Genomic DNA, 21,777 nt, shown 5'->3' with positions numbered 1-21,777 from the left:
GGGGTGACGGATAATCGATGAAATTAGAAATCGACATCGAAGACTGGCCCGATGGCGAATGGGAAGCCCTCGCCGCTTCCGCCGCGCACGCCGCTGCGCAGGTTACGCCGGAACTGGCGAACCCGCGCCTCCTTACCAGCGTGCTCTTCACCAGCGACAGCGAGGTCCACGCACTCAACCGCAAATGGCGGGATCGCGACAAGCCGACCAATGTCCTCAGCTTTCCGATGCTGGAGCGCGAGGATCTGGTGCATCTCGATCCCGATGATGGCCCGCCTGAAATGCTGGGCGATATCGCCCTCGCCTACGAGACCTGCGCCCGCGAAGCTGCCGACAAGGGCGTTCCCCTCACCCACCACGCCAGCCACCTGATCGTTCACGGCCTGCTCCATCTTGCGGGCTATGACCACGAGACGAGCGAGGCCGATGCCGAGAAAATGGAAGCTCTCGAAGTGAAGATACTTGCGCTTTTGGGTATCGCAGACCCATATAGCGCATCCAACGCTGCATAGGGAAAAGCGACAGGGCGATGCCCGACACAGAATCAAGCGACGGCTCCCAACAGGGAGAAGCCGAGAGTAGGAGCGACAACGGCTCTGGTGGCGGATTGTGGAGCGCGATCCGCAGCCTCATCAAAGGCGATGACAGCCCCTCGCTGCGCGAGCAGCTGGAAGAAGCCATCGATGAGCACGAGGACGAAGCCGCGCGCAATGGCGGCCCGGAAGCGCCCGGCACGGGCGATCTGTCAGCGTTCGAACTCACCATGCTGCGCAATCTGCTGCATTTCAGCGATCACGACGCGGACGATGTGGCGATCCCGCGCGGCGAGATTATCGCGGTGGATGCGGCAGCGAGTTGGGACGACATGGTTGCGCTGTTCGCCGAACACGGGATCAGCCGGATGCCCGTCTATCGCGAGCAATTGGACGATGTGATCGGGATGATGCACATCAAGGATGTGTTCGTCTATCTGGCCAACAAAACGCCGCCGCCCGACGATTGGACAACGCTGATGCGCCAACCGCTCTATGTGCCACAGGCGCGCGGGGCCTTGGACGTGCTCGCCGATATGCGATTGCGCCGCACCCACCTCGCCATCGTGGTGGACGAATTTTCGGGCACCGACGGGATCATCACGATCGAGGATCTGGTCGAGGAAATCGTCGGCGAGATCGAAGACGAGCATGACGAGGCACCGACCGAGCAGATTGTCGAAATCGCGCCCGGCATCTGGGACGCAGATGCCCGCGCAGAGCTGGACGATGTCGCCGAAAAGGTCGGCGATCCGGCACTGGCCGAGATCGAGGAGGCGGTCGATACGCTGGGCGGCCTCGCTTTCGTGCTGGCGGAGGAAGTGCCGCAACCGGGCACCGTGCTCGATCACCCGTCGGGCTGGCGGCTTGAAGTGACCGAGGGCGATGAAACACACGTTACCCGTCTGCGCCTGCACGCCCCTGTGCCCGAGGATTCCGACGAAGACGAATAGGTGGCGCAAAATGGTGCAACGCAGCAGAATATTGCCCGCACTGCACAATTTCGCTCGACAGCCGCGCGATTGATTGGAACAAGGTGCCCATGCGCCGTCTTCCGCCCCTGCGTGCCCTGGAGGCCTTTATCCGGACGGTGCGGCTCGGCTCTGCCAGAGCGGCCTCGAACGAGCTGGGCCTCAGCCCTTCGGCGCTCTCGCGGCGAATCACCAATCTGGAAGATTTTACCGGGAAGAAGCTGTTCTCACGCTCCGGCCAGACTATGCGGCTCACCGATGAAGGGCGCGCTTTCTATGATGCGGTCGCTCCGCGCATAGAGGCGCTGGCGGCGGCGGTGGAATCGCAGAGCGAGAACCTGCAACTGATGCGTCTGCGGCTCGGCGTGATGCCGCTGTTCGGTACGCAGCGCCTGTTCCCGCGTCTCGGCGAATTGCGCGCGAGCCATCCGCGCCTGCATCTCGATATCGACACCGGCCCGCATCTGGTAGACCGGGTGGGCGATACGCTCGATGCCGCGATTGTACTCACCACCGAGCCCGATCCCAATCTCTATGGCGTGCAGCTGGACCAGAACACGCTCCACGCCATCGCCAATGCCGATATCGCAGCCGAGCTTGGCGATACGCCCGACGCGGTCGAACTGGCGAAGCAGACTTTCCTCGTCCACACCGATATGCCGCGCAGTCTGGAGGCGTGGAAGACGGCGCTGGGCATCCCGGGAATGCAGCCGACCGCGATCGACCATTACGATTCGGGCCAGCTTATTCTGGAGGCTGCCGCGCAGAAAATCGGCATTGCCATCATGCATGACGACCATTTGAAGCGGAACAACGATCCGCGATTGGCGCGGCTGTATGATGTGCGGGTGGAGAGCCCCTATTCCTACTGGTTCATGTGCCGTCTTGCTGATCTGGAAGCGCGCCCGGTGCGCATTTTCCACGATTGGCTGGTGAAGGCGGGACTCTAATCGCGGTAGGCCGCGTCGAGCTGGGCCTGCACCAGCGCCTCGCCTAGAGCGACTACCCGCTCCGCACACTCGTCGTCGCCGACGCCAAGGCAATCGACCAGCGCGACCATCTGCCGCACGCCATTGCGCCACCAGACGACTTCGACCTTGGCATCGAAGGCCGACGAGACTTCGACGCGGTAGCCTGCACGAATGCCGTATAGCGGTTCGAGCACGTCCGACTGGAGCAAGGCCGTATCCACCGCCCGCGCCATTCCGGCATCCTCGACATAAGGATTGACCGGCACGCCCGCCACCGCATCGTCCAACGCGCGAGGGGAGCGTTCATCGCTTTGCGCCAATGGCCGCTCGATACCGGTATTGGCCCTGAGCGAAAGCCGCGCTTCCGGATCATCGAAAGCAGCAATCCATGTCAGGCAGTCGGCGAGATTGCGGATCTTGTGGTCGCGCGCCGGATTGAGGCCGGGCTGGCAATCGAGCGAGTAGGTCACATCGGGCGGCGCATTGCCGAGCGTGCGGAGCGATGCCAGCCAGTCACCCCGCTCGGTTACGGCGGTGCGGTCGAAGTGATCGTCGCGGAAACCGGTAAAGCGCGGGGCATTGTTGAACACCAGCGAGCGGGTGACGGTCATACCCGTCTCGCCCAGCGTGTTATCGGTCACATGATGCGCGATCCCGCCGCCAAGCGAATGGCCGGTTACGGTGAGCAACACGCCGCCCAGATAGGCTTCGGGCTGTTGTTCGAACACCTGCCGCGCCGATGTCAGCCCGCGATCATTCTGCAGGCCGACAACATTGCCCAGCACCCAGTCCGCCGCATTGGGTTCCGTCCCGCGATAGGCGATGATCGTCTCGACCAGCCTGTCGCCGTCATAGCGGTCGAACACCACGAAGTCGTAGCCCACCGCATCGGTAGGCAGCGGCTCGCGCTGCACCACGTCGCCGGGCAAGGTGTAGCTTTCGTAATCGAGATAGGCATTGCTCGACAGCTGCGCGTAGAGCCAGCTGCGCTGTGCCAAAGCACGGGTTTCGGCATTCCATCCGGCGACCGGATCGCTGCCGCCCCTGTCGATAGGGGTCACAGTGGTGCAGCCGCCCGTCAGAGCGGCTGCACTGATTGCGGACGCCAGAGCGCCCGCGCGGATCAAGCCACGCTGGCTTTCACGATCTTGCCCGGGCTGGCGGGTGGCTCACCCTTGGGCAGGGCGTCGATATGTTCCATGCCGCTCTCGACCTCGCCCCAAACGGTGTATTGCCGGTCAAGGAAGCGGGCATCGTCAAAGCAGATGAAGAACTGCGAATTGGCGCTGTTCGGGTCTTGCGTGCGGGCCATCGAGCAGACGCCGCGCACGTGCGGGGTGTCGTTGAATTCCTGCGCCAGATTGGGCTTGTCCGAACCGCTCATCCCGGTGCCGGTCGGATCGCCGCCCTGCGCCATGAAGCCGGGGATCACGCGGTGGAACACCACGCCATCGTAAAAGCCTTCCTTGGCCAGTTCGGTAATGCGGGCGACGTGGTTGGGCGCGACATCGGGCCGCAGCTTGATGACCACATCCTTGGCCTCCCCGTCTCCGGTATCGAGCGTGAAGGTCAGCTTTTCATCGGCCATTTGGCATTCTCCTTTGGGTGTTGCGCGAGGATATAGGGGACTGCGGGCCAATGTCACCCCCGCCAAGGACGGTTAGCACCTTGCTTTTGCGCCGCATCCGCATAGACCGCTCCGCATGGCCGATACCGATCTGCGCGAACTGGAAGCTGACACGCCCAATCAGGGCGAAGGGGCGCAGTTTGACGAGGAGAACCGGTTGCGCCCGCAATTCGTGCGGCAAGTCATCGACAGCCTTGATGACGACAATGAAGACAGCACTTACGACCTCGTCGAACCGCTGCACCCTGCCGACATTGCCGACCTGTTCGAGCTGATCGAGCGCGAGTATCGCGGGCCGCTGGCCGCCGCCATCACCGATCTGATGTCGAGCGAGGTGATCGCCGAGCTCAATGATTATGTGCGCGAGGATATGGTGGAGGCGCTGCCCGCCGCCGCCATTGCGGGGATTGTCGAACAGCTCGATACCGACGATGCCGTCCAGCTGATCGAAGACCTCGACCAGGCCGACCAGCGCGCCATTCTGGCCGAGATCGAGGCGGAAGACCGCGCCGCCATCGAAACCGCGCTCGCCTATCCCGAGGAAACCGCCGGTCGCCTGATGCAGCGCGAGCTGGTCGCCGTGCCCGAAAGCATGACGGTGGGCGACCTCATCGACTATCTGCGCCAGAACGACACGCTGCCGACCGAATTCTGGGAAGTCTTCGTCGTCGATCACCGTTACCACCCCGTCGGCACCTGCCAGCTTTCGTGGATCATGCGCACACCGCGCAGCGTCGCCCTCAGCGACGTGATGCAGCGTGACCAGACGCTGATCCCGGTCGATATGGATCAGGAAGAAGTCGCGCTGCGCTTCCAGAAATACGCGCTCATTTCCGCCGCTGTGGTGGACGAGAGCGGTCGGCTGGTCGGCCAGCTGACGGTCGATGACATCGTCCACATCATCCAGGAAGAGGCGGACGAGGACGTCATGCTGCTTTCGGGCGCGGGTGATGGCGACATTAACGAGCCGCTGCGCGATGCCTATTCCGCCCGCGTGCGCTGGCTGATCGCCAATCTCGGCACCGCCGTGGTCGCTTCCGCGATTATCGCCTTTTTCGGCGCGGCGATCGAGCAGCTTGTCGCGCTCGCCGTGCTGATGCCGATTGTCGCCAGCATTGGCGGCAATGCGGGCACGCAGACCATGGCGGTGACCGTGCGCGCCATCGCCATGAACCAGCTCACCGAATCGAACACCGGGCGGCTCGTGCTGCGCGAATTGAAGGTCGCGCTGATGAACGGGGCGACCATCGCGGTGCTGATCGGCGCGGCCACCGCGCTGATTTTCACCCCGCAGCTGGGCGGCGTGATTGCCGCCGCCATGGTCATCAACATCATCGTCAGCGGCATGGCGGGCGTGCTGGTGCCGGTGGCGTTCGATCGGATGGATCAGGACCCGGCGGTGGCCAGCAGCGTGTTCGTGACGATGATTACCGATTCGATGGGCTTCTTCGCCTTCCTCGGCCTTGCGGTAGCGAGCGGTTTGGTGACGATGTGACTGTTGCGCATCGCGCAACCTGATACACCTGTTACACAGTCCTGGGGCAAAGTTTTCGGCCGGGCAAAGCGCGGCCCGGAGGCGCGGTTTTGCCAGGGTTTTGGGAGTGTCGAGCATAAGAGTTGGGTTTCACACGCTGCGGCGTGTAGGAAACCCTCCACCCTCTTCCCATCCTTCGTAATCCTGAACTTGTTTCAGGATCCATTTCTCCATCTTGCACGGCAGTATGAGCGGCAGAATGGATACTGAAACAAGTTCAGCATGACGAGAATTGGCATTGAGATACGATACCGCCCCAAGCCGACCTTGAGACGCGCGCGCCCGCGGCCCACATACTCACTATGCCACTCCACCTCACCAAGATCGCCTTCGGCGCGAAGTCCTTTGCCGATATCGAAAGCTGGTACGCGGGTCGCCGCAGCCCGTTTCTGACCACCCGCTATCGCCCGACGCGGTGGGAGGAGTGCATCGGCGGCTCGCTCTACTGGATTCACGAGCACAATATCGTCGCCCGCTCGGTCATCACCGGTTTCAGCCAGACCGATACCGGCCGCTGGCGGATCGAGCTGGAGCCGCGCCTCATCAAGGTCATGCCGCGCCCAAAGCGCGCGCATCAGGGCTGGCGCTACCTGAAATGCGAGCCGCCGCGCGATCTGGATGATGGCGAGGAGACCGGCGACATCATCCCCGGCAAGCTCGCCGGAAAGCTGGAACGATTGGGCCTGATTTAGAGCAGACAGGACGGATCGCGTCCGCAAGGCCAGCCCGCCCGCCGCCGCTTAATCGTGGCTACAGGTGCACTCTGCTAACCGCACGAGCGAACGCCGCAAGACGGCGTTGTGAAAGGATATTTATGAAGTTTGTCGCCACCCTCGCCGCTGCTGCCGCGTTTGCCATCCCATCGGCTGTCGCCGCGCAGGACGCACCGGTAACGCAGGAGGCTCCGGCGCCGACAATCACCGTTTCGGACACCGAGCTGACCGAGTTCGTGGCGGTCGCCATCCGGACGCAGGCCATAAGGAGCAATTCCGATATGGCGGAAGGGGACAAGCAGGCAGCCATGCTCGCGATCATCAACGCGTCCGGCATCACACCTGTGCGTTTCACCGAGATTGTAGAGGCGATCCCCAACGATCCGGCCTTGCAGCAGCGCGTCCAGGCCGAAGTTGCGGAGCAAATGGCGCAGCGCCAGAGCCGCTAGAGCGGTTTCAGGCGCCCGCTGGGGGCTGCTCCGGACACATCAGCGTCAGCACTTCGGCGTCGAAATCATAGGTGATGCTGGCGCAGTGGCCGATTGTGTCCATGCCGATATACATGCGTTGGCGCGGCATATCGCCGGTATTGGCGGTGACGACGATCTCGTCGGGATCGGGCGCTTCTTCGGAAATGCTGTCGGCATTGCCATGATCGGCCACGCGCACGGCGATATTGCGGATTTCCAGCTCGCCAAGGAATAATGGCTCGCTCAGCGTGAGCGTGCGTACCGGCCTTTCAACAAGGTAGAGCACCGGAATCTCGCGCGCTTCGCTGGAGAAATAGCCGCCGCGATCCTCGGCAATGATGCGCCCGCCGGTGGCGCTTACCAGCGTTTCGGGGCGGTCGAAGCTGAAAGCGACATGGATCGGCACGCCGCCCGCTTCGAGCACGGTGCCCGTCAGGCTGCGCCCCATCCGCACCAGCGGATAGGTGAGTGCGCGGTCACCCGGCGCATCGTCGCGCAGCCGCAACACGACGCGTTCCTGCGGGAAATGGCCGGGGCTGACAACGCCATCCGCGCCTTCAACAACCTGAATGTCGCTGTAGGCCGTCCTGCGGCGGAAGGTGCCGCCTTGCATATGGTACCGCACTGTATCGGTGCTAAAAGGCAATTCGGTGGAACCGATCACATATACGAAGCCGAACATACTCGGCTCCAGCCCCAATCGTGCGGCGGTGTCGCCGTTGACCGTAACCGCCGACACGGCATCGGGCGCGATCATCATCCGCACCGGCTGATCGTTGATGGTGATGTCCACCGGCTCGCCGGCGCGCGTCTCCAGCACAACATCCTCCAGATCGACCCGCTGGGCCTGCGCGGGAATGGCAAGCAAGATGGTACCCGCTGCGAGAATAACGGCTGATTTCATGTGGTTTTCGCTCCCCGATTTCGGAAACAGGACTCATGGGAATGGTCAATGAATGGCAGGTGTATCACCCGCTCGGTTCACCGCGTTTCTTCGAGCCACCATTCGAGCAATGTGCGGGCAATCGCCTCGCGCGGGGGCGGGAGGAAGCTGGCAGAATCGCGGCCCTTGGCCACGGCCTCTTCGCATTCGGCGCGGGTGAACCAGCGCACGTCTTCCAGTTCGGCCTCATCGATGGTGATAGCCGGATCGTCGGCATAGGCGTGGCAGCCGATCATCAGGTTGGAGGGGAACGGCCAGGGCTGGCTGGCGACGTAGGACACATCGCGCACGCGCACGCCCGCTTCTTCCCATGTCTCGCGCGCCACCGCTTCCTCGATACTCTCGCCCGGTTCGACAAATCCCGCCAGCGCCGAATAGGCGCGCGGAGCCCAATGCGCGCCGCGCCCCATCAGGACAGAGCCCCGATGCTCCACCAGCATGATGGCGACAGGATCGGTGCGCGGGAAATGCTGCGCATTGCAGTCTGAGTTGGTGCATCCGCGCTGCCACCCGCCCTTGGCCAGCGTGGTCGGCGCGCCGCAATTGGCGCAAAATCGGTGGCGTGCGTGCCAGTCGGCAAGGCTCCGCGCCCCGGCATAGATCGCCAGATCGCGCGGCGGCAAAGCCATTACCAGCGCGCGGTTTGCGCCCTGTTCGTAGGCCGGGCGGGTGTCGCCTGCCTGGGGCACGGGGACGAATAGCGGCACCCCGTCCTTCAGGCCGAGATAGATGCGCTCGCCCTCGCCCGCATCGGCCAAGGGCGTGTAGGTCAGCCCCGCATCGCCCATAACCGGGATCAGTCCATCCATCGCCAGCAACACCGCATCCGCGCGCGCTGCGGCTGAGGCAAGGCGCGAGGGATCGGCGCGGGTGTGATCGTCACGGTCGATGCCGTGGCCGGTCAGTGCAGGCGTGCGCAGCGCCATCAGGATGCGGCCATCGCCATCCAGTCCTGCAACACGATACGCGGGAATTGCGCCTGCACTTGGAGGCTCTCGGCAGGCATATATTGCGTCATCAGCGTCATCCGCAGTTCGAGCCCGGTGTGCACCATGCCCACCGTCCCCGCCGCGCCCGCCCAGCCGAACAGCCCTGCGCTCTCGCCGGTGCCGACCAGACCGCCCGCACCAAAGCCGTAGCGGTTGCCTTCGGTGACGAACTCGCCGCCGCTCACCAACGTATCGGGGAAGAGGTTGCTGGTAGCGACGCGCACCGTCTCTGCCTCCATTACCCGCGTGCCTTCGATCACTCCGCGCCCGACCAGCATCTTGAGAAAGCGGTCATAATCGCGCGCGGTCGAAGCCAGCCCTGCGCCGCCATAATGGAACACCGGCTCGTCAAGATAGACCGACTGGCGCGCCGGATCGAGCGGCAGCGGCAGGCCGCCCATCAGGAAGTAATTGGTGGTGAGGCGCGAGACATCGCTGCGCGGCACGCGGAAGCCGGTGTCGGTCATGCCGCAGGGCGTGAGAATCCGCTCTTGCAGGAAGCTGGCAAAACTCTGCCCGCTCACCAGTTCGATGACATAGCCGAGCAGATCGAGGCTGACCGAATAGCTCCACCGCCGCCCCGGCTGGCGGACCAACGGCAGGGTGGCAAGCCGCTCGGCAAATTCGGCAAGGCTGGGGGCCATATCGACATCGAAGAAGGCGCGGGCAATTTCCAGATTGCTGACCTGCCCCGGCGCGAGGCCAAGGCGCATATATTCGCGCTGTATCGGCCCTTGCTGCACAACATTGTAGCCCAAACCGGCGGTGTGGGTCAGCAGGTGACGGATGGTGATGGGCCGCTCGGCCGGTTCCAGATTGTCGCGCGTGATCGGCCCGTCATATTGCCGCTGCACCTGCATATTGGCGAAAGCGGGGATGATATCGGCGAGCGGCGTGTCGAGCGTGATCAGCCCGTCCTCCACCAGCATCATTGTGGCAATGCCGGTGATCGGCTTGGTCATCGAATAGATGCGGTAAATCGAATCCTCGTCGACCGTGCCCGATTGCCCGAAAGCAAGCGGCCCGCGCGCCACGTAATCGGGTGCATCCTGCTGCCGGCCGATCGCCGCGATCATATTGGCGACCTGCCCGCCGCGCACATAACCTTCGATCCAGCGCTCCAGCCCCGGCCAGTTTCGCGCCTCCTGTGCGAAGGCATCAAAACCGAAGGGTAGCCCCGTGGCCGCAGCTCCCGCGCCAAAGATGGCGGTGCCACGCAAAGCCGAACGGCGGGAAAAAGGGGTTGCAAGAAACGCATGGGACATGGGGGAAAGCTCTCCGAAGATCGTTTGTGGCGGGATAGCACGGGCTATCGCAGCTTCAATATCGCTAAAACGGATTGCAGCTGAATGGTGCTTGAAAACGCCAACTGTGTTATTTATGTAAAACACATGTTGAACATTCTCGCCTTCCTCATCGGCCTGCTCTCGCTGGTCATCGTTATTCCGGGGCAAATCCCGTTCCTCGGCCTGCTCAACTGGGTCGCCCTGCCGCTGATCGTGGTGGGCGTCGTGATCGGCCAGCTGTCGAGCAGCAATAGCGGGCGCAACTTCTGCCTCGTCGTCGGCCTGATCGCCGCCGTCCGCCTGATGCTGGGCGGCGGGATTTTCTAGGCGCTGACGATCCGCGCAGCCTTCGCAAACAGCGTCGGCAGGCCTGCATCTTCGATAGTCTCGACCGGCCACCACTCGCCTTCGCCCTCCGGGTTTGGCGCGTCCCCGGCGTAGACCGCGACTGCCAATTCCAGCTCGGCATGGGTGAACACGTGGCGCACCACACCTGCCGCTTTCCATGCGCCTTGCAGCAGAGGCTCCCCGTCGCCATCGGCGCGCGCTGACCAGCCGTCATCGGGCAGGCTGCGCATTCCGCCGAGCATTCCGGTGCCGGGGCGTTTGACGAGCCAGACCTCGCGCCCCGTCTTGCCAGCCCGCTCGATCCAGAAGGCGGTGCCGGTGCGTTTAGGCTTGGCTTTCTTGGCAGCCTTAACCGGCAGCCGCAGCGGATCGCCACTGGCTCTGCCCTCGCATTCGGCGCTCAGCGGACACAGCAGGCATTTTGCATCGCGCGCGGCGCAGATCGTTGCGCCCAAATCCATCATCGCCTGCGCGAAGTCTCCGGCGCGAGCATCCGGCGTGATTGCATCGGCCTGTGCGCGGATAGCCTTGCGCGCCCCCGGCAGCGGGTCGGCAATCGCAAACAGCCGTGCCACCACCCGCTCGACATTGGCGTCGACCACCACGGCGCGCTCGCCAAAGGCAATCGCGGCGATGGCGGCCGCCGTGTAGTCGCCCAGCCCGGGCAGCCTCTTCAGCTCCGCCTCGCTGCGCGGGAAGCCGCCCATCTCGGCCACAGCCCGCGCGCATTTCACCAGATTGCGCGCGCGCGAGTAATATCCCAGCCCCGCCCACGCCGCCATGACCTCCTCGTCCGGCGCCGCCGCCAGCGCCGCCACATCGGGCCATGTCGCCACAAACTTTGCGAAATAGGGTTTCACCGCCGCGACGGTGGTTTGCTGCAGCATCACTTCGGACAGCCAGACGCGATACGGCTCCATCGGCGGCGCACCGGGCGGCGAACGCCAGGGTAAAGCGCGGGCGTGGGAATCGTACCAGTCGAGAAGCGTGTCGGATATGGTGGCGGTCACGCGGCTCCTATGGCATGGAGCCGCTGCCCATGGAACGCGATGATCCACCCAAACCGGGGAAGCCTGCCCCCCAAGCTGCTGCGACCGGCAATGTCCGGCCGATCGGCTCGGCGCGCAAGAGCAAGGTCAAACCTTACGAGCGCCCGCGCGGCGGCCCCGCGAAGCAGGTGTCCGATCTCGTCCCGCAAATCGGCCGCGCGGCCTTCCGGCGCTTCGGCTTCGTGCAGTCGAGCGTCGTCACCCGCTGGCCCGAAATCGTCGGCCCGACCCATGCCAAGGTCTGCGCGCCCGAAGCGATCCGCTTCCCGCCCGGCGAGAAGTCGGACGGCATTCTCCAGCTCGTCGTGCTGCCCGCCCACGCGCCGCTGATCCAGCACGTGATCCCGGAGATTATCGAGCGGGTGAACCGCTTTTTCGGTTACAAGGCCATCGCCAAAATCAAAATGCGGCAAGGCGCGGTTCAGCCGCCATCTGCTGAAGGCAGGCGCGCGGCTCCGCCTTCATTGAAGCCCATTCCGATGGACCTTGGCGAAGGCTTGCGCGATATCGGCGATCCGGAACTGCGCGCCGTGCTCGAATCACTCGCGCGCAGCGTCGCGCATAAGGAGGAACAGGACACATGAAACGCTGGGCATTCGCCGCCCTGACCGCTCTTGCCGCCAGCGCGACGCCCGCCGCCGCGCAGGACTGGAACGCGACCTATGAAGCGACCGCGCAAGGCCACCGCATCGGCTTTCCCGATGCGGAGATCCAGCTGGTCGAGTTTTCCAGCTACACCTGCCCGCATTGCGCGAGCTTCTTCCGCGAGAGCGAGCCGGAGCTCAAATATTTCTACGTCCACGAAGGCTATGTCAGCTTTGAAGTGCGCCACCTTATCCGCAATATCGTGGATGTCGCCGCCGCGATGATTGCCGAATGCGGGCCGGAGGAGAATTTCTTCGCCAACCACCGCACATTCCTCGTCAATCAGGAAACCTGGCTTGCCCGCGCGCAAACGCTCACCCCGGCACAGCAGCAAAGGTGGAACAGCGGCACCGTGCCTTCCCGCCTGCGTGCAATCGCGAGCGATCTGGAGTTCTACGAGTTGATGGAAGGCAATGGCCTGTCGCAAGTTCAGATCGACCAATGCCTGAATGCGCCCGGCCGCCCCGATGCGCTGGTCGAAGCGTCCTTCGCCAATGCGGAAGAGTTCGGTGTGACCGGCACACCCAGCTTCGTCATCAACGGGTCGCTGCTCGAAGGCGTGCACAGTTGGCCGCAGCTCGGCAGCGTGCTGACGGCTATGCGCGAGGCGCAATAAGCTCGAACATTCGCAATTTACGGATTAAAGAGGGGGACAAGCCTGTGCAAAAGCGCCGATACGCGGACCGGCGGCGCTTTCCCCTCGGCTGAACATCTGGCTAACCTAAGCGTCCGCCATCTTTTGACGGGAAGTAATTTGACCATGAAGCGCACCACCCTTGCCCTTTTTGCCGCTCCTCTCACGCTGGCGCTTGCCGCCTGCAATGGCGATGATGCCGCTGGCGAAGTCGCCGCGGGCGAACCGATTGCCGATATTGCACCGCCCGAAGGCGTGGCGCAGTGGCGCGATGTGGTGAATGTCAGCGAATATGACGGCTATGTGCTGGGCAATCCCGATGCGCCGATCAAGATTGTCGAATATGCCTCCCACACTTGCCCTGCCTGCGCCGCCTTCAATAATGAAGCGGCAGAGGCGCTGAAAACCGAATATGTCAATTCGGGCGTCGTCTCCTTCGAGCTGCGCAACATGGTGCTCAACATTTTCGACCTGACTTTGGCGAGCCTTGCGCGCTGCGGGCCGGATGAAACCTTCCACCCGCGCGCCGATCAGGTGTGGCAGAACCTCGGCGCGTTGCAGCCGCAGATCCAGCAGGCTTCGGTGGCGTTGCAGGAGCAGGGCGACGTGCCGGACAACCAGCTTTACATCAATATCGCCGATGCAGCCGGCTTCTTCGACTTCTTCGCCGCACGCGGGCTTGGCCGCGCCGAGGCAGCAGAATGCCTTTCTGACGGCGCGGCAGTGCTGGCGGTGGGTGAACGCTCGCAGCAGCAGGCCGAGGAATTCGGCGTGACCGGCACGCCCACCTTCTTCGTCAATGGCGCGCGAGTGGACGGAATCAGCTGGGCCGATCTCGAACCTATTCTCCAGCGCGCTGGCGCACGGGACGAGTAAGGGCTGACGGGGCGAAGGATGGAGTTCCGCAAACTTCGCCTCTCGGGCTTCAAGAGCTTCGTCGAACCTTCCGAATTGCGCATCGAGCCGGGGCTGACAGGCGTTGTCGGCCCCAATGGCTGCGGCAAATCGAACCTGCTGGAAGCCATCCGCTGGGTGATGGGCGAAAACTCGCCCAAATCGATGCGTTCGGGCGGGATGGAGGACGTAATCTTCGCCGGAACCGCAGGCCGTCCGCCGCGCGATTTCGCCGAAGTGGTGCTCTATGCCAAGGACGATGACGGCGAAGACCTTGACGTTATCCGCCGGATCGAACGCGGCGCGGGCAGTGCCTACCGCCTGAACGGGCGCGATGTGCGCGCCAAGGACATCTCGCTCATCTTCGCCGATGCTGCCACCGGCGCGCATTCGCCCGCTTTGGTGAGCCAGGGCAAGATCGCGCAAGTGATCGCTGCCAAACCGACAGAACGGCGCATGATGCTCGAAGAAGCGGCGGGCATTGCGGGCCTGCACGTGCGCCGCCGCGATGCCGAGAGCAAATTGCGCTCGACCGAGAAGAACCTCGAACGGCTCGAAGATCTGATGGCGGGGCTGGATTCGCAAATCCAGTCGCTGCGGCGCCAGGCCAAGCAGGCCGAACGCTACCGCGCCTTGTCCGACCAGATTCGCGTCGCCGAAGCGCGGCTGCTCTTCGCCCGCTGGCGCGATGCGGCAGCGGCGGCAGAGGCGGCGCGCGAGGAGGCGAAGACCGCCGATGCCAAGGTTGCCGAAGCGCAGGAGGCAGCCAAGGCAGCACAGTCGGCCCAACACGCGCTCGCCGCAAAGCTCGCCGAATTGCGCGACGAACTGGCCGACCGGCGCGACGATACCAGCGCGCACGGGCACCGTATGGCAGCCCTCTCCAGCCAGCTGGAAGCCGCCGAACAGCGACTGCGCGATCTCGACCGGCAACAGGCGCGGCTGGAGGAAGACAAGTTCGAAGCCGATCGCATGACGCAGGATGCAGCGCAGGCTTTGAAGGACCTCGAAGCGGCGCTGGCGGCAGGCGAAAAGGCGCTGGCGGAGGACGAGGCAGCGCGCCCTGCTCTGGAACGGCGGTTGGAGGATGCCGAACGCGCGAGCCGCGCGGCCGAGCTCGCGCTGGCCAAGGCGACGGCGGACCATGCGGGCGTGGAAGCCGAATGGCGGGTGGCGCAGTCCGAAATCGCGCAGGCGCAGGCGCGGCTGGAGCGGCTGGACGGCGAAGCGCGGCGGCTCGCCACGCAGCGCGAGGAGCTCACCGGCGCGCGCGATCCGGCGGAGGATCTGGCGGCAGCACAGGAAGCGGCAACGCAGGCAACCGCGCTGCTGGAATTGCGCCGCAGCGAAAGCGATGCCGACCGCGAACGCAAGGACGCTGTCATCGCAGCGCGCGACACGGCGCAGGAAGCCTTCGCTGCCGCCAAGGCCGAACTGGCGGGGGTGGAGCGCGAATTTGCCGCGCTGGAACGTGACCGCGCGGCGCGGGCGAAGCAGCAGGCGAACCGGTCGGGGCGCGCCGTGGCGATTGACCGGGTGCGCGCTGCTCCCGGTTTTGAACGCGCGCTGGCAGCGGCTCTGGGGCGCGATGCGAAGTCGCCACTGGGCGCCGCCAATGGCGAAGGGCGCTTCTGGACGGGCACCACGCCGCCCGCGCCGGTGAGCGATTCACTCGCGCATCACGTTGCTGATTGCCCGCCTGAGCTGGCCGCACGACTGGCTCTGGTGCACGTCGCCGATACCGATGACGGGCGCGCGCTCGCCCCCGGCCACTGGCTCGTCACCCGCGATGGCGCGCTGCGGCGGTGGGACGGCTTTGTCGCACGCGGCGAAGGCGGAGCGGAAGCCGCACGGCTGGAAGCGGAGAACCGCTTTGCCGAACTCGCCGAACACGTCCCTAGCCTGCGCGACCGCGCTGCCGAGGCCGAGGCCGAAGTGGCCCACGCGCAAAACGCCTACGCGCAGATGCAGCAGGCGCTGATCGAGCGCGACCGCGCGATTGCCGCCGCGATCGAAGGCGAGCGTGCCGCGCTCCGCCGTGTCGACCAGGCCGAGGCAGCGGTCGGACAAATGGCTGCGCGGCTTGAACAGATCGCGCGTTCATCCGGCGAACTGGCAGACCAGCGCGAGGGCGCGGAACGTGATCTGGCAGCGGCCCAGGCGCGGCTGGCCGACCTGCCCGATCCCGAAGCGGGGCGCGCGGTGCTGGAGGCGGCGCGGGTGAAGAACGAGGCGGCTCGCGAAAGCGCGCAAGCGGCGCAGGCCGCACTCGCCGCGCATGACCAGTCGCTTGCCGTGCTGCGCGAGCGGGTCGCCACCCAGCGCGCCGACCGCAAGAGCTGGCAGGCACGCGCGGGCGATGCGGCATCGCGGCTGGCGGGAATGTCCGCGCGGTTTGACGAAATTGCCGAGGAACGCGCGGTCGTCGCCGCCAAGCCCGAAGGGTTGATGCGCGAGATCGAGAGCGGCGAAGCGGTGCGCGCGCGGCTGGGAGAGGAACTCGCGAAGGCCGAGACGGAGGTGCGCGAGGCCGAGGCGCTGGCGCGCGAGGCGGATGGCGCACTGGCAGACCTCAACGAAGCGCTCTCCACCGCCCGCGAAGCGCGCGCCACGCTCGCCGCGCGGGCGGAGAACGAAGAGAACCGCCGCGAGGAAATGGCGCGCATTTCGGGCGAGCGCTTCCAGTGCCCGCCGCCGCTGCTGCCGGGTCGCTTTGAATTTGCCGAGGACGCGGTGCGCAATTGGGGCCTCGAAAGCGAGGAGATGGACCGGCTGGTGGCGAGCCGCGAGCGGATTGGCCCGGTGAACCTCGTTGCAGCCGACGAGCTGACGCGGATCGAGGAAGAGCACGGCTCCAGCGCCGCCGAACAGGAAGAGCTTGCCGAAGCGGTGCGCCGTTTGCGCGCGAGCATCGGCAATCTGAACCGCGAAGGCCGCGAACGGCTGCGCGCCGCATTCGAGGAAGTCGACGGCCACTTCCGCAAGCTCTTCACCCGCCTGTTCGATGGCGGGCAGGCGCATCTGGCGCTGGTCGATTCGGACGATCCGCTGGAAGCGGGGCTGGAGATTTACGCACAACCGCCGGGCAAGCGTTTGCAGTCTTTGAGCCTGCTGTCGGGCGGCGAGCAGGCGCTAACCGCAGCCGCACTAATATTCGCGCTATTTCTAACCAATCCGGCACCTATCTGCGTGCTGGACGAGGTGGACGCGCCGCTGGACGATGCCAATATCGAACGCTTCTGCGACCTGCTCGACAGCATGGTGCGCGAGACCAACACCCGCTACCTGATCGTCACCCACAACGCCGTCACCATGAGCCGGATGCACCGGTTGTTCGGTGTAACGATGGTAGAGAAAGGTGTGTCGCGGCTGGTAAGCGTCGATCTGGGCGAGGCCGAGGCGATGGCGGCGGAGTGAGGCTCCCCCCCTCCCCCTCCGTCATCCTGAACTCGTTTCAGGATCCATTTCCGCCCCATCACGTGTCGTCCTTAATTCGCAGATGGATGCTGAAACAAGTTCAGCATGACGACTAAGACTAATCCAAAACCGCTCTCGGCCCCGGCCCCTTCAGCCCCAGCTTGTCGTCCTTGTTATACAGACGGCATTTCTCAAGGCTGAGACAGCCGCAGCCGATACACTGGTCGAGCTGGTTGCGCGTGCGGTTGAGCAGGGTGATCTTCTCGTCGATCTGGCTGCGCATCGCGCGGCTGATCTTTTGCCAGTCGGCCAGCGTCGGGTTGCGGCCTTGCGGCAGGCGGGAGAGGTGGTCTTCAATCTCGGCGAGGCCCAGCCCCAGCTTCTGCGCGATCAGGATAAAGCTCACCCGGCGTATATCGCCGCGCAGAAAGCGCCGCTGGTTGCCGCTGGTGCGCATCGGGTCGAGCAGGCCCTTGTCTTCATAGAAGCGCAGCGCCGAAACGGCGACGCCTGTGCGCTTGGCGAGATCGCCGATCGTGATGAACTTCGTTTGCATCGCGCCTGCCCTATCGAAAAATCTTCAACAAAAGCTTGACCTCACCTTAACTTGAGGTTGCATGAATGTGCAAGTCACGATTCGCGAAGGCGCGCTTTAGCGTGCTGCCAGTGAATAATATCAATGTTTTGGATAAAGGACTTGTCATGCAAAATCATCCCGCGCCCGCCGGTTTCATCGAGCACGTGAACCTCACGGTCAGCGAACTCGACCGCTCAATTCGACTGTTTGAAGATCTGCTGGGTTGGCAATTGCGCCTTCGCGCGCCGCACGGGACAAGCGGCGAGTTCGCCCATGTCGGGAGCGAACAGAGCTATCTTGCGCTGTGGTCGGACGGCGAAGACCATTCGGGGCAAAGCAAGGGCCGCCCGATGAACCATGTCGGCTTGCAAGTGCGCGATCTGGAGGCTGCCGATGCTGTCGTGCAACGCCACGGCCTCGAAACCTTCAGCCACGGCACCTACAATCCCGGCCCGCGCAGCTTCTACTTCTTCGACTGGGACGGGATCGAATTCGAGGTCGTCAGCTATGAATGAGATCATTCTGCGCGAGCCGATGTTCGGCCCCGCCCCCTCGCGTCAACGCTCACCGGAACGGGTTAGCGAAGCGTGCGTCTGCGGCGAGCGTCGTATCGTCAAGTGTCAGCAGGAAGTCGACCAGTGCCTGCCGGTCAGCGGCTGACAGGTTGAGGCGGCGCGGTTGGCCGTTCGGGCCGGTCAGGCGATTGTCCAGCGCCGGCCCCGCCTGCACACCGCGATCATAATGGTCGATCACCTGCGCCAGGCTGGTGAAGCGTCCGTCATGCATGAAGAAGCGCGACAGGCCGACGCTTTTCAAGGAAGGCGATTTGAAGATCTCCGTCTCGCCCGCATCAAGACCGTTGCTGCGGCTGTTCGCAGCGAGTGCGAATGTCGGCGGACGGTGGCACGCGGCACATCCCGCGCCGCCCAGATTGGGGGCGTCCATAAACAATTGCCGCCCGCGATTCTCGCTCGCAGAAAAGCCTGCCAGCGCCTGATCGAGCGCGCGATTGGGCGCACCGGGCGCGAAGACCTGCGCATAGGCGCGGTCCCAGCGGCTGTCGGATGAGATCATTGCGCGCTGGAATTGCGCCAGCGCGCGCTCCATCCGCGCCTGCGTGATGGCCTCGTCACCAAAGGCGAAGCGGAACAGCGCAGGATAGTAGTCGAGCCCCTCCATCCGCGCGATCAGCGCCGCGAGCCCGCCATTATCCTGCCAGCCCATCTCAACCGGATTAAGGATCGGCTGCGTCGCCTGATCCTCCACACTACTAGCACGCCGGTTCCAGAACATTTCGCCCGGTTGGAAATAGCGGATATTGCCCAGGCGCATGGCGTGGGCATCGGTGCGCCCGCCGGCGAATCCGGTGCTCAGCGCCTCGTCATCGTCGAAGCCGAAGCCCTGCTGGTGGCACGTGGCGCAGCTGGTGGTGTTGTTCACGTTCAACGCGACATCGTAGAACAGCACGCGACCCACTGTGGCAATGGCATCATTGACCGGATCATTATTCGGCGTGTTGTCGAGCGCGGTGACGGTATTGTCGTAATAGGCAGGCAACGCCGGATTGGCGTAGTTGTCGAGATTTTGCAGATCGATGGTCAGCACTTGCTGCACGATCGCGTTGAGGTCAGCCGTGCTTGGCGGCGTGGGCGTGGGCGTAGGGGTTGGCGTAGCCAGCGCCGTAGTGGTTGTCGGCGGAGCGGTATCGTCCCCTCCGCAGGCACCCAGCAGCAAGATAGAGGCTATGGCGGCTAATGATGACGTGTGGCGAGTGGTGTTCAATGCGCTTCTCCCTGCTTCCGCATCCCGAAAGCACCCAAGCGCGAGAAAGCTGAACGGAATCTGTCAGTCAGCCGCCAAACAGGCTGCCCGATACAAAGCGCGACAAAGCCTTACAGCGGCGCGACATTTGCCACATTTGCGGGACGGATTAGGAGCCTAGAAGCTCTCTTCGTACACCCGCGAAATGTCCCCGCCCCATTCGCCGTGATATTTGTCGAGCAGCACTTGCGCAGGCACTTTGCCGCTCTCGACAATCTCGCGCAACGGGTTGAGGAAGCCGCTTTCATTGTCGCCCATCGAATTGAGCGCAGCGCGCGCGACGAGGCCTTGGTGCGCGATGTCGAGCACTTCGCGGGCCAGATCACGCAACGTGCGCCCGCCCGGAATGGAGGCGGCGAGGCCTTTCGCGGGCACGGCGTTGCGCAGCGCCTCGCGCTCTTCCATCGACCAATGTTCGACCAGCGACCACGCCGCATCGAGCGCACCCTGATCGTAGAGCAGGCCCACCCAGAAGGCGGGCAGCGCGCAGATGCGGTTCCAGGGGCCACCATCGGCACCGCGCATTTCAAGGAAGCTTTTCAGCCGCACTTCGGGGAAGGCGGTGGAAAGGTGATCCCACCAATCGCTTGCCGTCGGCAACTCGCCCGGCAGCGCGGGGAGTTCGCCCCGCATAAAGTCGCGGAAGCTCTGCCCGGCAGCATCGATGTAAGTGCCGTCACGATAGACAAAGTACATCGGCACATCGAGCATATAGTCGACATAGCGTTCATAGCCGAAGCCGTCCTCGAACACGAAGGGCAGCATCCCGGTGCGCTGCGGATCGGTGTCCGACCAGATATGACTGCGATAGGAGAGGAAGCCGTTGGGCTTGCCCTCGGTAAAGGGCGAATTGGCGAAGAGCGCGGTAGCGAGCGGTTGCAGCGCCAGCCCGGTGCGGAACTTCTTCACCATATCCGCTTCTGACGAATAGTCGAGATTAACCTGAATGGTACAGGTGCGCAGCATCATATCGAGCCCGAGATTGCCCACACGCGGCATATGGCGCATCATGATGGCATAACGCTGCTTGGGCATGACCGGCAGCTCTGCGCGCGTCTTGTCCGGCCACATTCCGAGGCCGAGAAAGCCGACTTCGCACGCCTCGCCCACCTGCTTCACCTGCATCAGATGGCGGCCGGTTTCGGCGCAGGTCTGGTGCAGCGTCTCCAATGGCGCGCCCGACAGCTCCAACTGGCCTGCCGGTTCCAGACTGATCGTCCCGTCGCTGCCCGACATGGCGATGGCGTTGACGCTGCCATCCGGCCCCGCTTCCTCCACCGGTTCCCAGCCGAATTCGCGCATGGCCATCAAGATGTCGTGGATGCCGCCCGGCTCGCTGTAGGAGGGCGCGTGGTAATCGGAGGTTTTGTAGACCAGCTTTTCATGCTCGGTGCCGATACGCCATTGCGCCTTGGGCTTCTCGCCCTTCACCATCGGCGCGATCAACTGCTCGCGGCTTTCGATCCGCGGTTCCTCGCCTTCGCTGGCTTTGCGCGTGCTCATAGAAGCTCCCTCAAAATCGCGGCGTGTGTAGCCGACACGTAGCAAATCGCCACCTGCTTTTTCGCCGGGTGCAACCGGCTTATGGTGACTGCCGCCAATCGCCGGCAATCCCCATCCACAGCGAAAGCGCGGCAATCGCGGCGGTTTCCCCGCGCAGTATTCGCGGGCCGAGGCTGACGGGTTTCGCCATCGGATGCGCACGGATCGCCGCCCGCTCGGCATCGTCAAAGCCGCCTTCGGGGCCGATCAGGATGGCAGCAGGGGTGCCGTATGCAGCAAATGCATGGCCCGCAGGTTCTCCCCCCAATTCATCGGCGAAGAACAGCGCACGGCTTTCCGGCCAATCGCGCAACAGCGCGTCCAGCTTCGTCACCTCGCCCAGTTCGGGCAGCGCGGTGCGCGCGCATTGCTCGGCGGCCTCGGTCACGATCATTCGCGCGCGATCCGGGTTGAGCTTGTCCGCTACACAGCGCCGCGTCAGCACTGGCTGGATGCGGGCGACGCCCAGCTCTGTGGCCTTTTCCAGCACCAGATCGAAGCGGTCTTTCTTGAGCAATGCGGGGCAGAGCACCAGATCGGGCACTGCCTCGCGCGGGCGCAGGCGATCTTTGACCGCCAGCGCCACTTCGCGCTTGCCCGCGGCGATCACTTCGCTTGCCCATTCGCCGGTCTGGTCGTCGCACAGGATAACCGCATCCCCCTCCCCCACGCGCATGACGCGGGCGAGGTAATGCGCTTTCGGAGCATCCAGAGTGATCTGCACACCTTCGCCAAGCGGCTGTTCGACAAACAGGCGCGGAGCGGATCGCGGGGGCCAGGCGGGCGTAGCGGGCATGGCTATGCACTTGGGGC

General features: G+C 64.2%; 22 protein-coding genes. 12 read left to right on the top strand and 10 right to left on the bottom strand.

Going from position 1 to position 21,777, the window contains the following annotated elements; genetic code table 11:
- Positions 1 to 17: 17 nt before the first annotated feature.
- From ybeY to ACS0VV_RS03225, 3 genes are all read left to right on the top strand, one after another.
- A complete protein-coding gene (ybeY, locus tag ACS0VV_RS03235) occupies positions 18 to 512 on the top strand; it encodes an rRNA maturation RNase YbeY (RefSeq protein WP_483531296.1) in 495 nt (164 codons plus the stop codon).
- 17 nt (positions 513 to 529) lie between these two features.
- Positions 530 to 1,486 (top strand): hemolysin family protein, encoded by a 957-nt coding sequence (locus ACS0VV_RS03230; protein WP_483531295.1) that lies wholly within the window; start codon positions 530 to 532, stop codon positions 1,484 to 1,486.
- An 89-nt stretch (positions 1,487 to 1,575) separates the two neighbouring features.
- On the top strand, positions 1,576 to 2,454 hold the full coding sequence (locus tag ACS0VV_RS03225) for a LysR substrate-binding domain-containing protein (RefSeq protein WP_483531294.1): 879 nt from the start codon (positions 1,576 to 1,578) through the stop codon (positions 2,452 to 2,454).
- Here the strand turns inward: ACS0VV_RS03225 and ACS0VV_RS03220 are convergent.
- Together ACS0VV_RS03220 and ACS0VV_RS03215 are read right to left on the bottom strand one after the other, a co-directional pair.
- On the bottom strand, positions 2,451 to 3,602 hold the full coding sequence (locus ACS0VV_RS03220; RefSeq protein WP_483531293.1) for an alpha/beta hydrolase family protein: 1,152 nt from the start codon (positions 3,600 to 3,602) through the stop codon (positions 2,451 to 2,453). The two genes, ACS0VV_RS03225 and ACS0VV_RS03220, sit on opposite strands and share 4 nt — an antisense overlap.
- The gene (locus ACS0VV_RS03215) at positions 3,599 to 4,063 is read right to left on the bottom strand and encodes a peptidylprolyl isomerase (RefSeq protein ID WP_483531292.1); all 465 of its coding nucleotides are present in this window, start codon (positions 4,061 to 4,063) and stop codon (positions 3,599 to 3,601) included. Before ACS0VV_RS03215 ends, ACS0VV_RS03220 begins: the two co-directional genes overlap by 4 nt.
- Before the next feature lie 115 nt (positions 4,064 to 4,178).
- Between ACS0VV_RS03215 and mgtE the strand changes: the two genes are divergently transcribed.
- The 3 genes from mgtE (at position 4,179) to ACS0VV_RS03200 (ending at position 6,798) form a co-directional block, all read left to right on the top strand.
- Positions 4,179 to 5,597, top strand: a complete 1,419-nt coding sequence (gene mgtE / locus ACS0VV_RS03210; RefSeq protein WP_483531291.1) for a magnesium transporter — start codon at positions 4,179 to 4,181, stop codon at positions 5,595 to 5,597.
- A gap of 341 nt (positions 5,598 to 5,938) precedes the next feature.
- The gene (locus ACS0VV_RS03205; protein WP_483531290.1) at positions 5,939 to 6,328 is read left to right on the top strand and encodes a DUF1489 family protein; all 390 of its coding nucleotides are present in this window, start codon (positions 5,939 to 5,941) and stop codon (positions 6,326 to 6,328) included.
- Between the two features lie 122 nt (positions 6,329 to 6,450).
- On the top strand, positions 6,451 to 6,798 hold the full coding sequence (locus ACS0VV_RS03200) for a DUF4168 domain-containing protein (protein ID WP_483531289.1): 348 nt from the start codon (positions 6,451 to 6,453) through the stop codon (positions 6,796 to 6,798).
- A 7-nt stretch (positions 6,799 to 6,805) separates the two neighbouring features.
- On the opposite strand, the gene ACS0VV_RS03195 is transcribed toward ACS0VV_RS03200, so the two are convergent.
- The 3 genes from ACS0VV_RS03195 to ACS0VV_RS03185 form a co-directional block, all read right to left on the bottom strand.
- Positions 6,806 to 7,723 (bottom strand): hypothetical protein, encoded by a 918-nt coding sequence (locus tag ACS0VV_RS03195; protein WP_483531288.1) that lies wholly within the window; start codon positions 7,721 to 7,723, stop codon positions 6,806 to 6,808.
- 77 nt (positions 7,724 to 7,800) lie between these two features.
- Positions 7,801 to 8,688 carry an NAD(+) diphosphatase gene (nudC, locus tag ACS0VV_RS03190; RefSeq protein WP_483531287.1) on the bottom strand — a complete coding sequence of 296 codons (888 nt, stop codon included), beginning with the start codon at positions 8,686 to 8,688 and terminating at the stop codon, positions 7,801 to 7,803.
- Positions 8,688 to 9,971, bottom strand: coding sequence for a serine hydrolase domain-containing protein (locus ACS0VV_RS03185; protein ID WP_483531286.1), 1,284 nt, complete (start codon positions 9,969 to 9,971; stop codon positions 8,688 to 8,690). Before ACS0VV_RS03185 ends, nudC begins: the two co-directional genes overlap by 1 nt.
- Positions 9,972 to 10,142: 171 nt before the next feature.
- Between ACS0VV_RS03185 and ACS0VV_RS03180 the strand changes: the two genes are divergently transcribed.
- A complete protein-coding gene (locus ACS0VV_RS03180) occupies positions 10,143 to 10,364 on the top strand; it encodes a hypothetical protein (RefSeq protein ID WP_483531285.1) in 222 nt (73 codons plus the stop codon).
- Here the strand turns inward: ACS0VV_RS03180 and ACS0VV_RS03175 are convergent.
- Entirely contained in the window at positions 10,361 to 11,395 is a 1,035-nt protein-coding gene (locus ACS0VV_RS03175; protein ID WP_483531284.1) for an A/G-specific adenine glycosylase, read from the bottom strand. The genes ACS0VV_RS03180 and ACS0VV_RS03175 overlap by 4 nt on opposite strands.
- A gap of 29 nt (positions 11,396 to 11,424) precedes the next feature.
- Between ACS0VV_RS03175 and ACS0VV_RS03170 the strand changes: the two genes are divergently transcribed.
- From ACS0VV_RS03170 to ACS0VV_RS03155, 4 genes are all read left to right on the top strand, one after another.
- Entirely contained in the window at positions 11,425 to 12,018 is a 594-nt protein-coding gene (locus ACS0VV_RS03170; RefSeq protein ID WP_483531283.1) for a DUF721 domain-containing protein, read from the top strand.
- A complete protein-coding gene (locus ACS0VV_RS03165; protein ID WP_483531282.1) occupies positions 12,015 to 12,695 on the top strand; it encodes a DsbA family protein in 681 nt (226 codons plus the stop codon). Before ACS0VV_RS03170 ends, ACS0VV_RS03165 begins: the two co-directional genes overlap by 4 nt.
- A 144-nt stretch (positions 12,696 to 12,839) precedes the next feature.
- Entirely contained in the window at positions 12,840 to 13,589 is a 750-nt protein-coding gene (locus ACS0VV_RS03160) for a thioredoxin domain-containing protein (protein WP_483531281.1), read from the top strand.
- A gap of 18 nt (positions 13,590 to 13,607) precedes the next feature.
- Entirely contained in the window at positions 13,608 to 17,024 is a 3,417-nt protein-coding gene (locus ACS0VV_RS03155) for a chromosome segregation SMC family protein (RefSeq protein WP_483531280.1), read from the top strand.
- 118 nt (positions 17,025 to 17,142) lie between these two features.
- Here the strand turns inward: ACS0VV_RS03155 and soxR are convergent, their stop codons facing one another.
- Complete coding sequence (gene soxR / locus ACS0VV_RS03150) at positions 17,143 to 17,580, bottom strand: redox-sensitive transcriptional activator SoxR (protein WP_483531279.1); 438 nt, start codon at positions 17,578 to 17,580, stop codon at positions 17,143 to 17,145.
- A gap of 146 nt (positions 17,581 to 17,726) precedes the next feature.
- Here soxR and ACS0VV_RS03145 point away from each other — a divergent pair, with 146 nt between their 5' ends.
- Positions 17,727 to 18,116 carry a VOC family protein gene (locus ACS0VV_RS03145; RefSeq protein ID WP_483531278.1) on the top strand — a complete coding sequence of 130 codons (390 nt, stop codon included), beginning with the start codon at positions 17,727 to 17,729 and terminating at the stop codon, positions 18,114 to 18,116.
- A gap of 49 nt (positions 18,117 to 18,165) precedes the next feature.
- Here ACS0VV_RS03145 and ACS0VV_RS03140 read toward each other — a convergent pair whose 3' ends face one another.
- From ACS0VV_RS03140 to ACS0VV_RS03130, 3 genes are all read right to left on the bottom strand, one after another.
- A complete protein-coding gene (locus tag ACS0VV_RS03140) occupies positions 18,166 to 19,335 on the bottom strand; it encodes a cytochrome-c peroxidase (protein ID WP_483531277.1) in 1,170 nt (389 codons plus the stop codon).
- Positions 19,336 to 19,539: 204 nt separating this feature from the next.
- On the bottom strand, positions 19,540 to 20,925 hold the full coding sequence (locus ACS0VV_RS03135; protein WP_483531276.1) for a glutamate--cysteine ligase: 1,386 nt from the start codon (positions 20,923 to 20,925) through the stop codon (positions 19,540 to 19,542).
- A gap of 79 nt (positions 20,926 to 21,004) precedes the next feature.
- Positions 21,005 to 21,760, bottom strand: a complete 756-nt coding sequence (locus ACS0VV_RS03130; protein ID WP_483531275.1) for a 16S rRNA (uracil(1498)-N(3))-methyltransferase — start codon at positions 21,758 to 21,760, stop codon at positions 21,005 to 21,007.
- Between the last annotated feature and the right edge of the window lie 17 nt (positions 21,761 to 21,777).

It is taken from the genome of Aurantiacibacter sp. KMU-128 (assembly GCF_056933515.1).
This window is presented reverse-complemented; position numbering and strand designations above follow the sequence as displayed.

Excerpts from the sequence above, each read along its gene's own strand:
- ybeY (WP_483531296.1), top strand. The coding sequence starts at position 18 with ATGAAATTAGAAATCGACATCGAAGACTGGCCCGATGGCGAATGGGAA.
- ACS0VV_RS03160 (WP_483531281.1), top strand. The coding sequence starts at position 12,840 with ATGAAGCGCACCACCCTTGCCCTTTTTGCCGCTCCTCTCACGCTGGCG.
- ACS0VV_RS03230 (WP_483531295.1), top strand. The coding sequence starts at position 530 with ATGCCCGACACAGAATCAAGCGACGGCTCCCAACAGGGAGAAGCCGAG.
- ACS0VV_RS03225 (WP_483531294.1), top strand. The coding sequence starts at position 1,576 with ATGCGCCGTCTTCCGCCCCTGCGTGCCCTGGAGGCCTTTATCCGGACG.
- ACS0VV_RS03135 (WP_483531276.1), bottom strand. The coding sequence starts at position 20,925 with ATGAGCACGCGCAAAGCCAGCGAAGGCGAGGAACCGCGGATCGAAAGC.
- ACS0VV_RS03180 (WP_483531285.1), top strand. The coding sequence starts at position 10,143 with ATGTTGAACATTCTCGCCTTCCTCATCGGCCTGCTCTCGCTGGTCATC.
- ACS0VV_RS03155 (WP_483531280.1), top strand. The coding sequence starts at position 13,608 with ATGGAGTTCCGCAAACTTCGCCTCTCGGGCTTCAAGAGCTTCGTCGAA.
- ACS0VV_RS03165 (WP_483531282.1), top strand. The coding sequence starts at position 12,015 with ATGAAACGCTGGGCATTCGCCGCCCTGACCGCTCTTGCCGCCAGCGCG.
- nudC (WP_483531287.1), bottom strand. The coding sequence starts at position 8,688 with ATGGCGCTGCGCACGCCTGCACTGACCGGCCACGGCATCGACCGTGAC.
- ACS0VV_RS03130 (WP_483531275.1), bottom strand. The coding sequence starts at position 21,760 with ATGCCCGCTACGCCCGCCTGGCCCCCGCGATCCGCTCCGCGCCTGTTT.
- ACS0VV_RS03200 (WP_483531289.1), top strand. The coding sequence starts at position 6,451 with ATGAAGTTTGTCGCCACCCTCGCCGCTGCTGCCGCGTTTGCCATCCCA.
- ACS0VV_RS03215 (WP_483531292.1), bottom strand. The coding sequence starts at position 4,063 with ATGGCCGATGAAAAGCTGACCTTCACGCTCGATACCGGAGACGGGGAG.
- ACS0VV_RS03145 (WP_483531278.1), top strand. The coding sequence starts at position 17,727 with ATGCAAAATCATCCCGCGCCCGCCGGTTTCATCGAGCACGTGAACCTC.
- ACS0VV_RS03195 (WP_483531288.1), bottom strand. The coding sequence starts at position 7,723 with ATGAAATCAGCCGTTATTCTCGCAGCGGGTACCATCTTGCTTGCCATT.
- ACS0VV_RS03170 (WP_483531283.1), top strand. The coding sequence starts at position 11,425 with ATGGAACGCGATGATCCACCCAAACCGGGGAAGCCTGCCCCCCAAGCT.
- ACS0VV_RS03205 (WP_483531290.1), top strand. The coding sequence starts at position 5,939 with ATGCCACTCCACCTCACCAAGATCGCCTTCGGCGCGAAGTCCTTTGCC.
- mgtE (WP_483531291.1), top strand. The coding sequence starts at position 4,179 with ATGGCCGATACCGATCTGCGCGAACTGGAAGCTGACACGCCCAATCAG.
- soxR (WP_483531279.1), bottom strand. The coding sequence starts at position 17,580 with ATGCAAACGAAGTTCATCACGATCGGCGATCTCGCCAAGCGCACAGGC.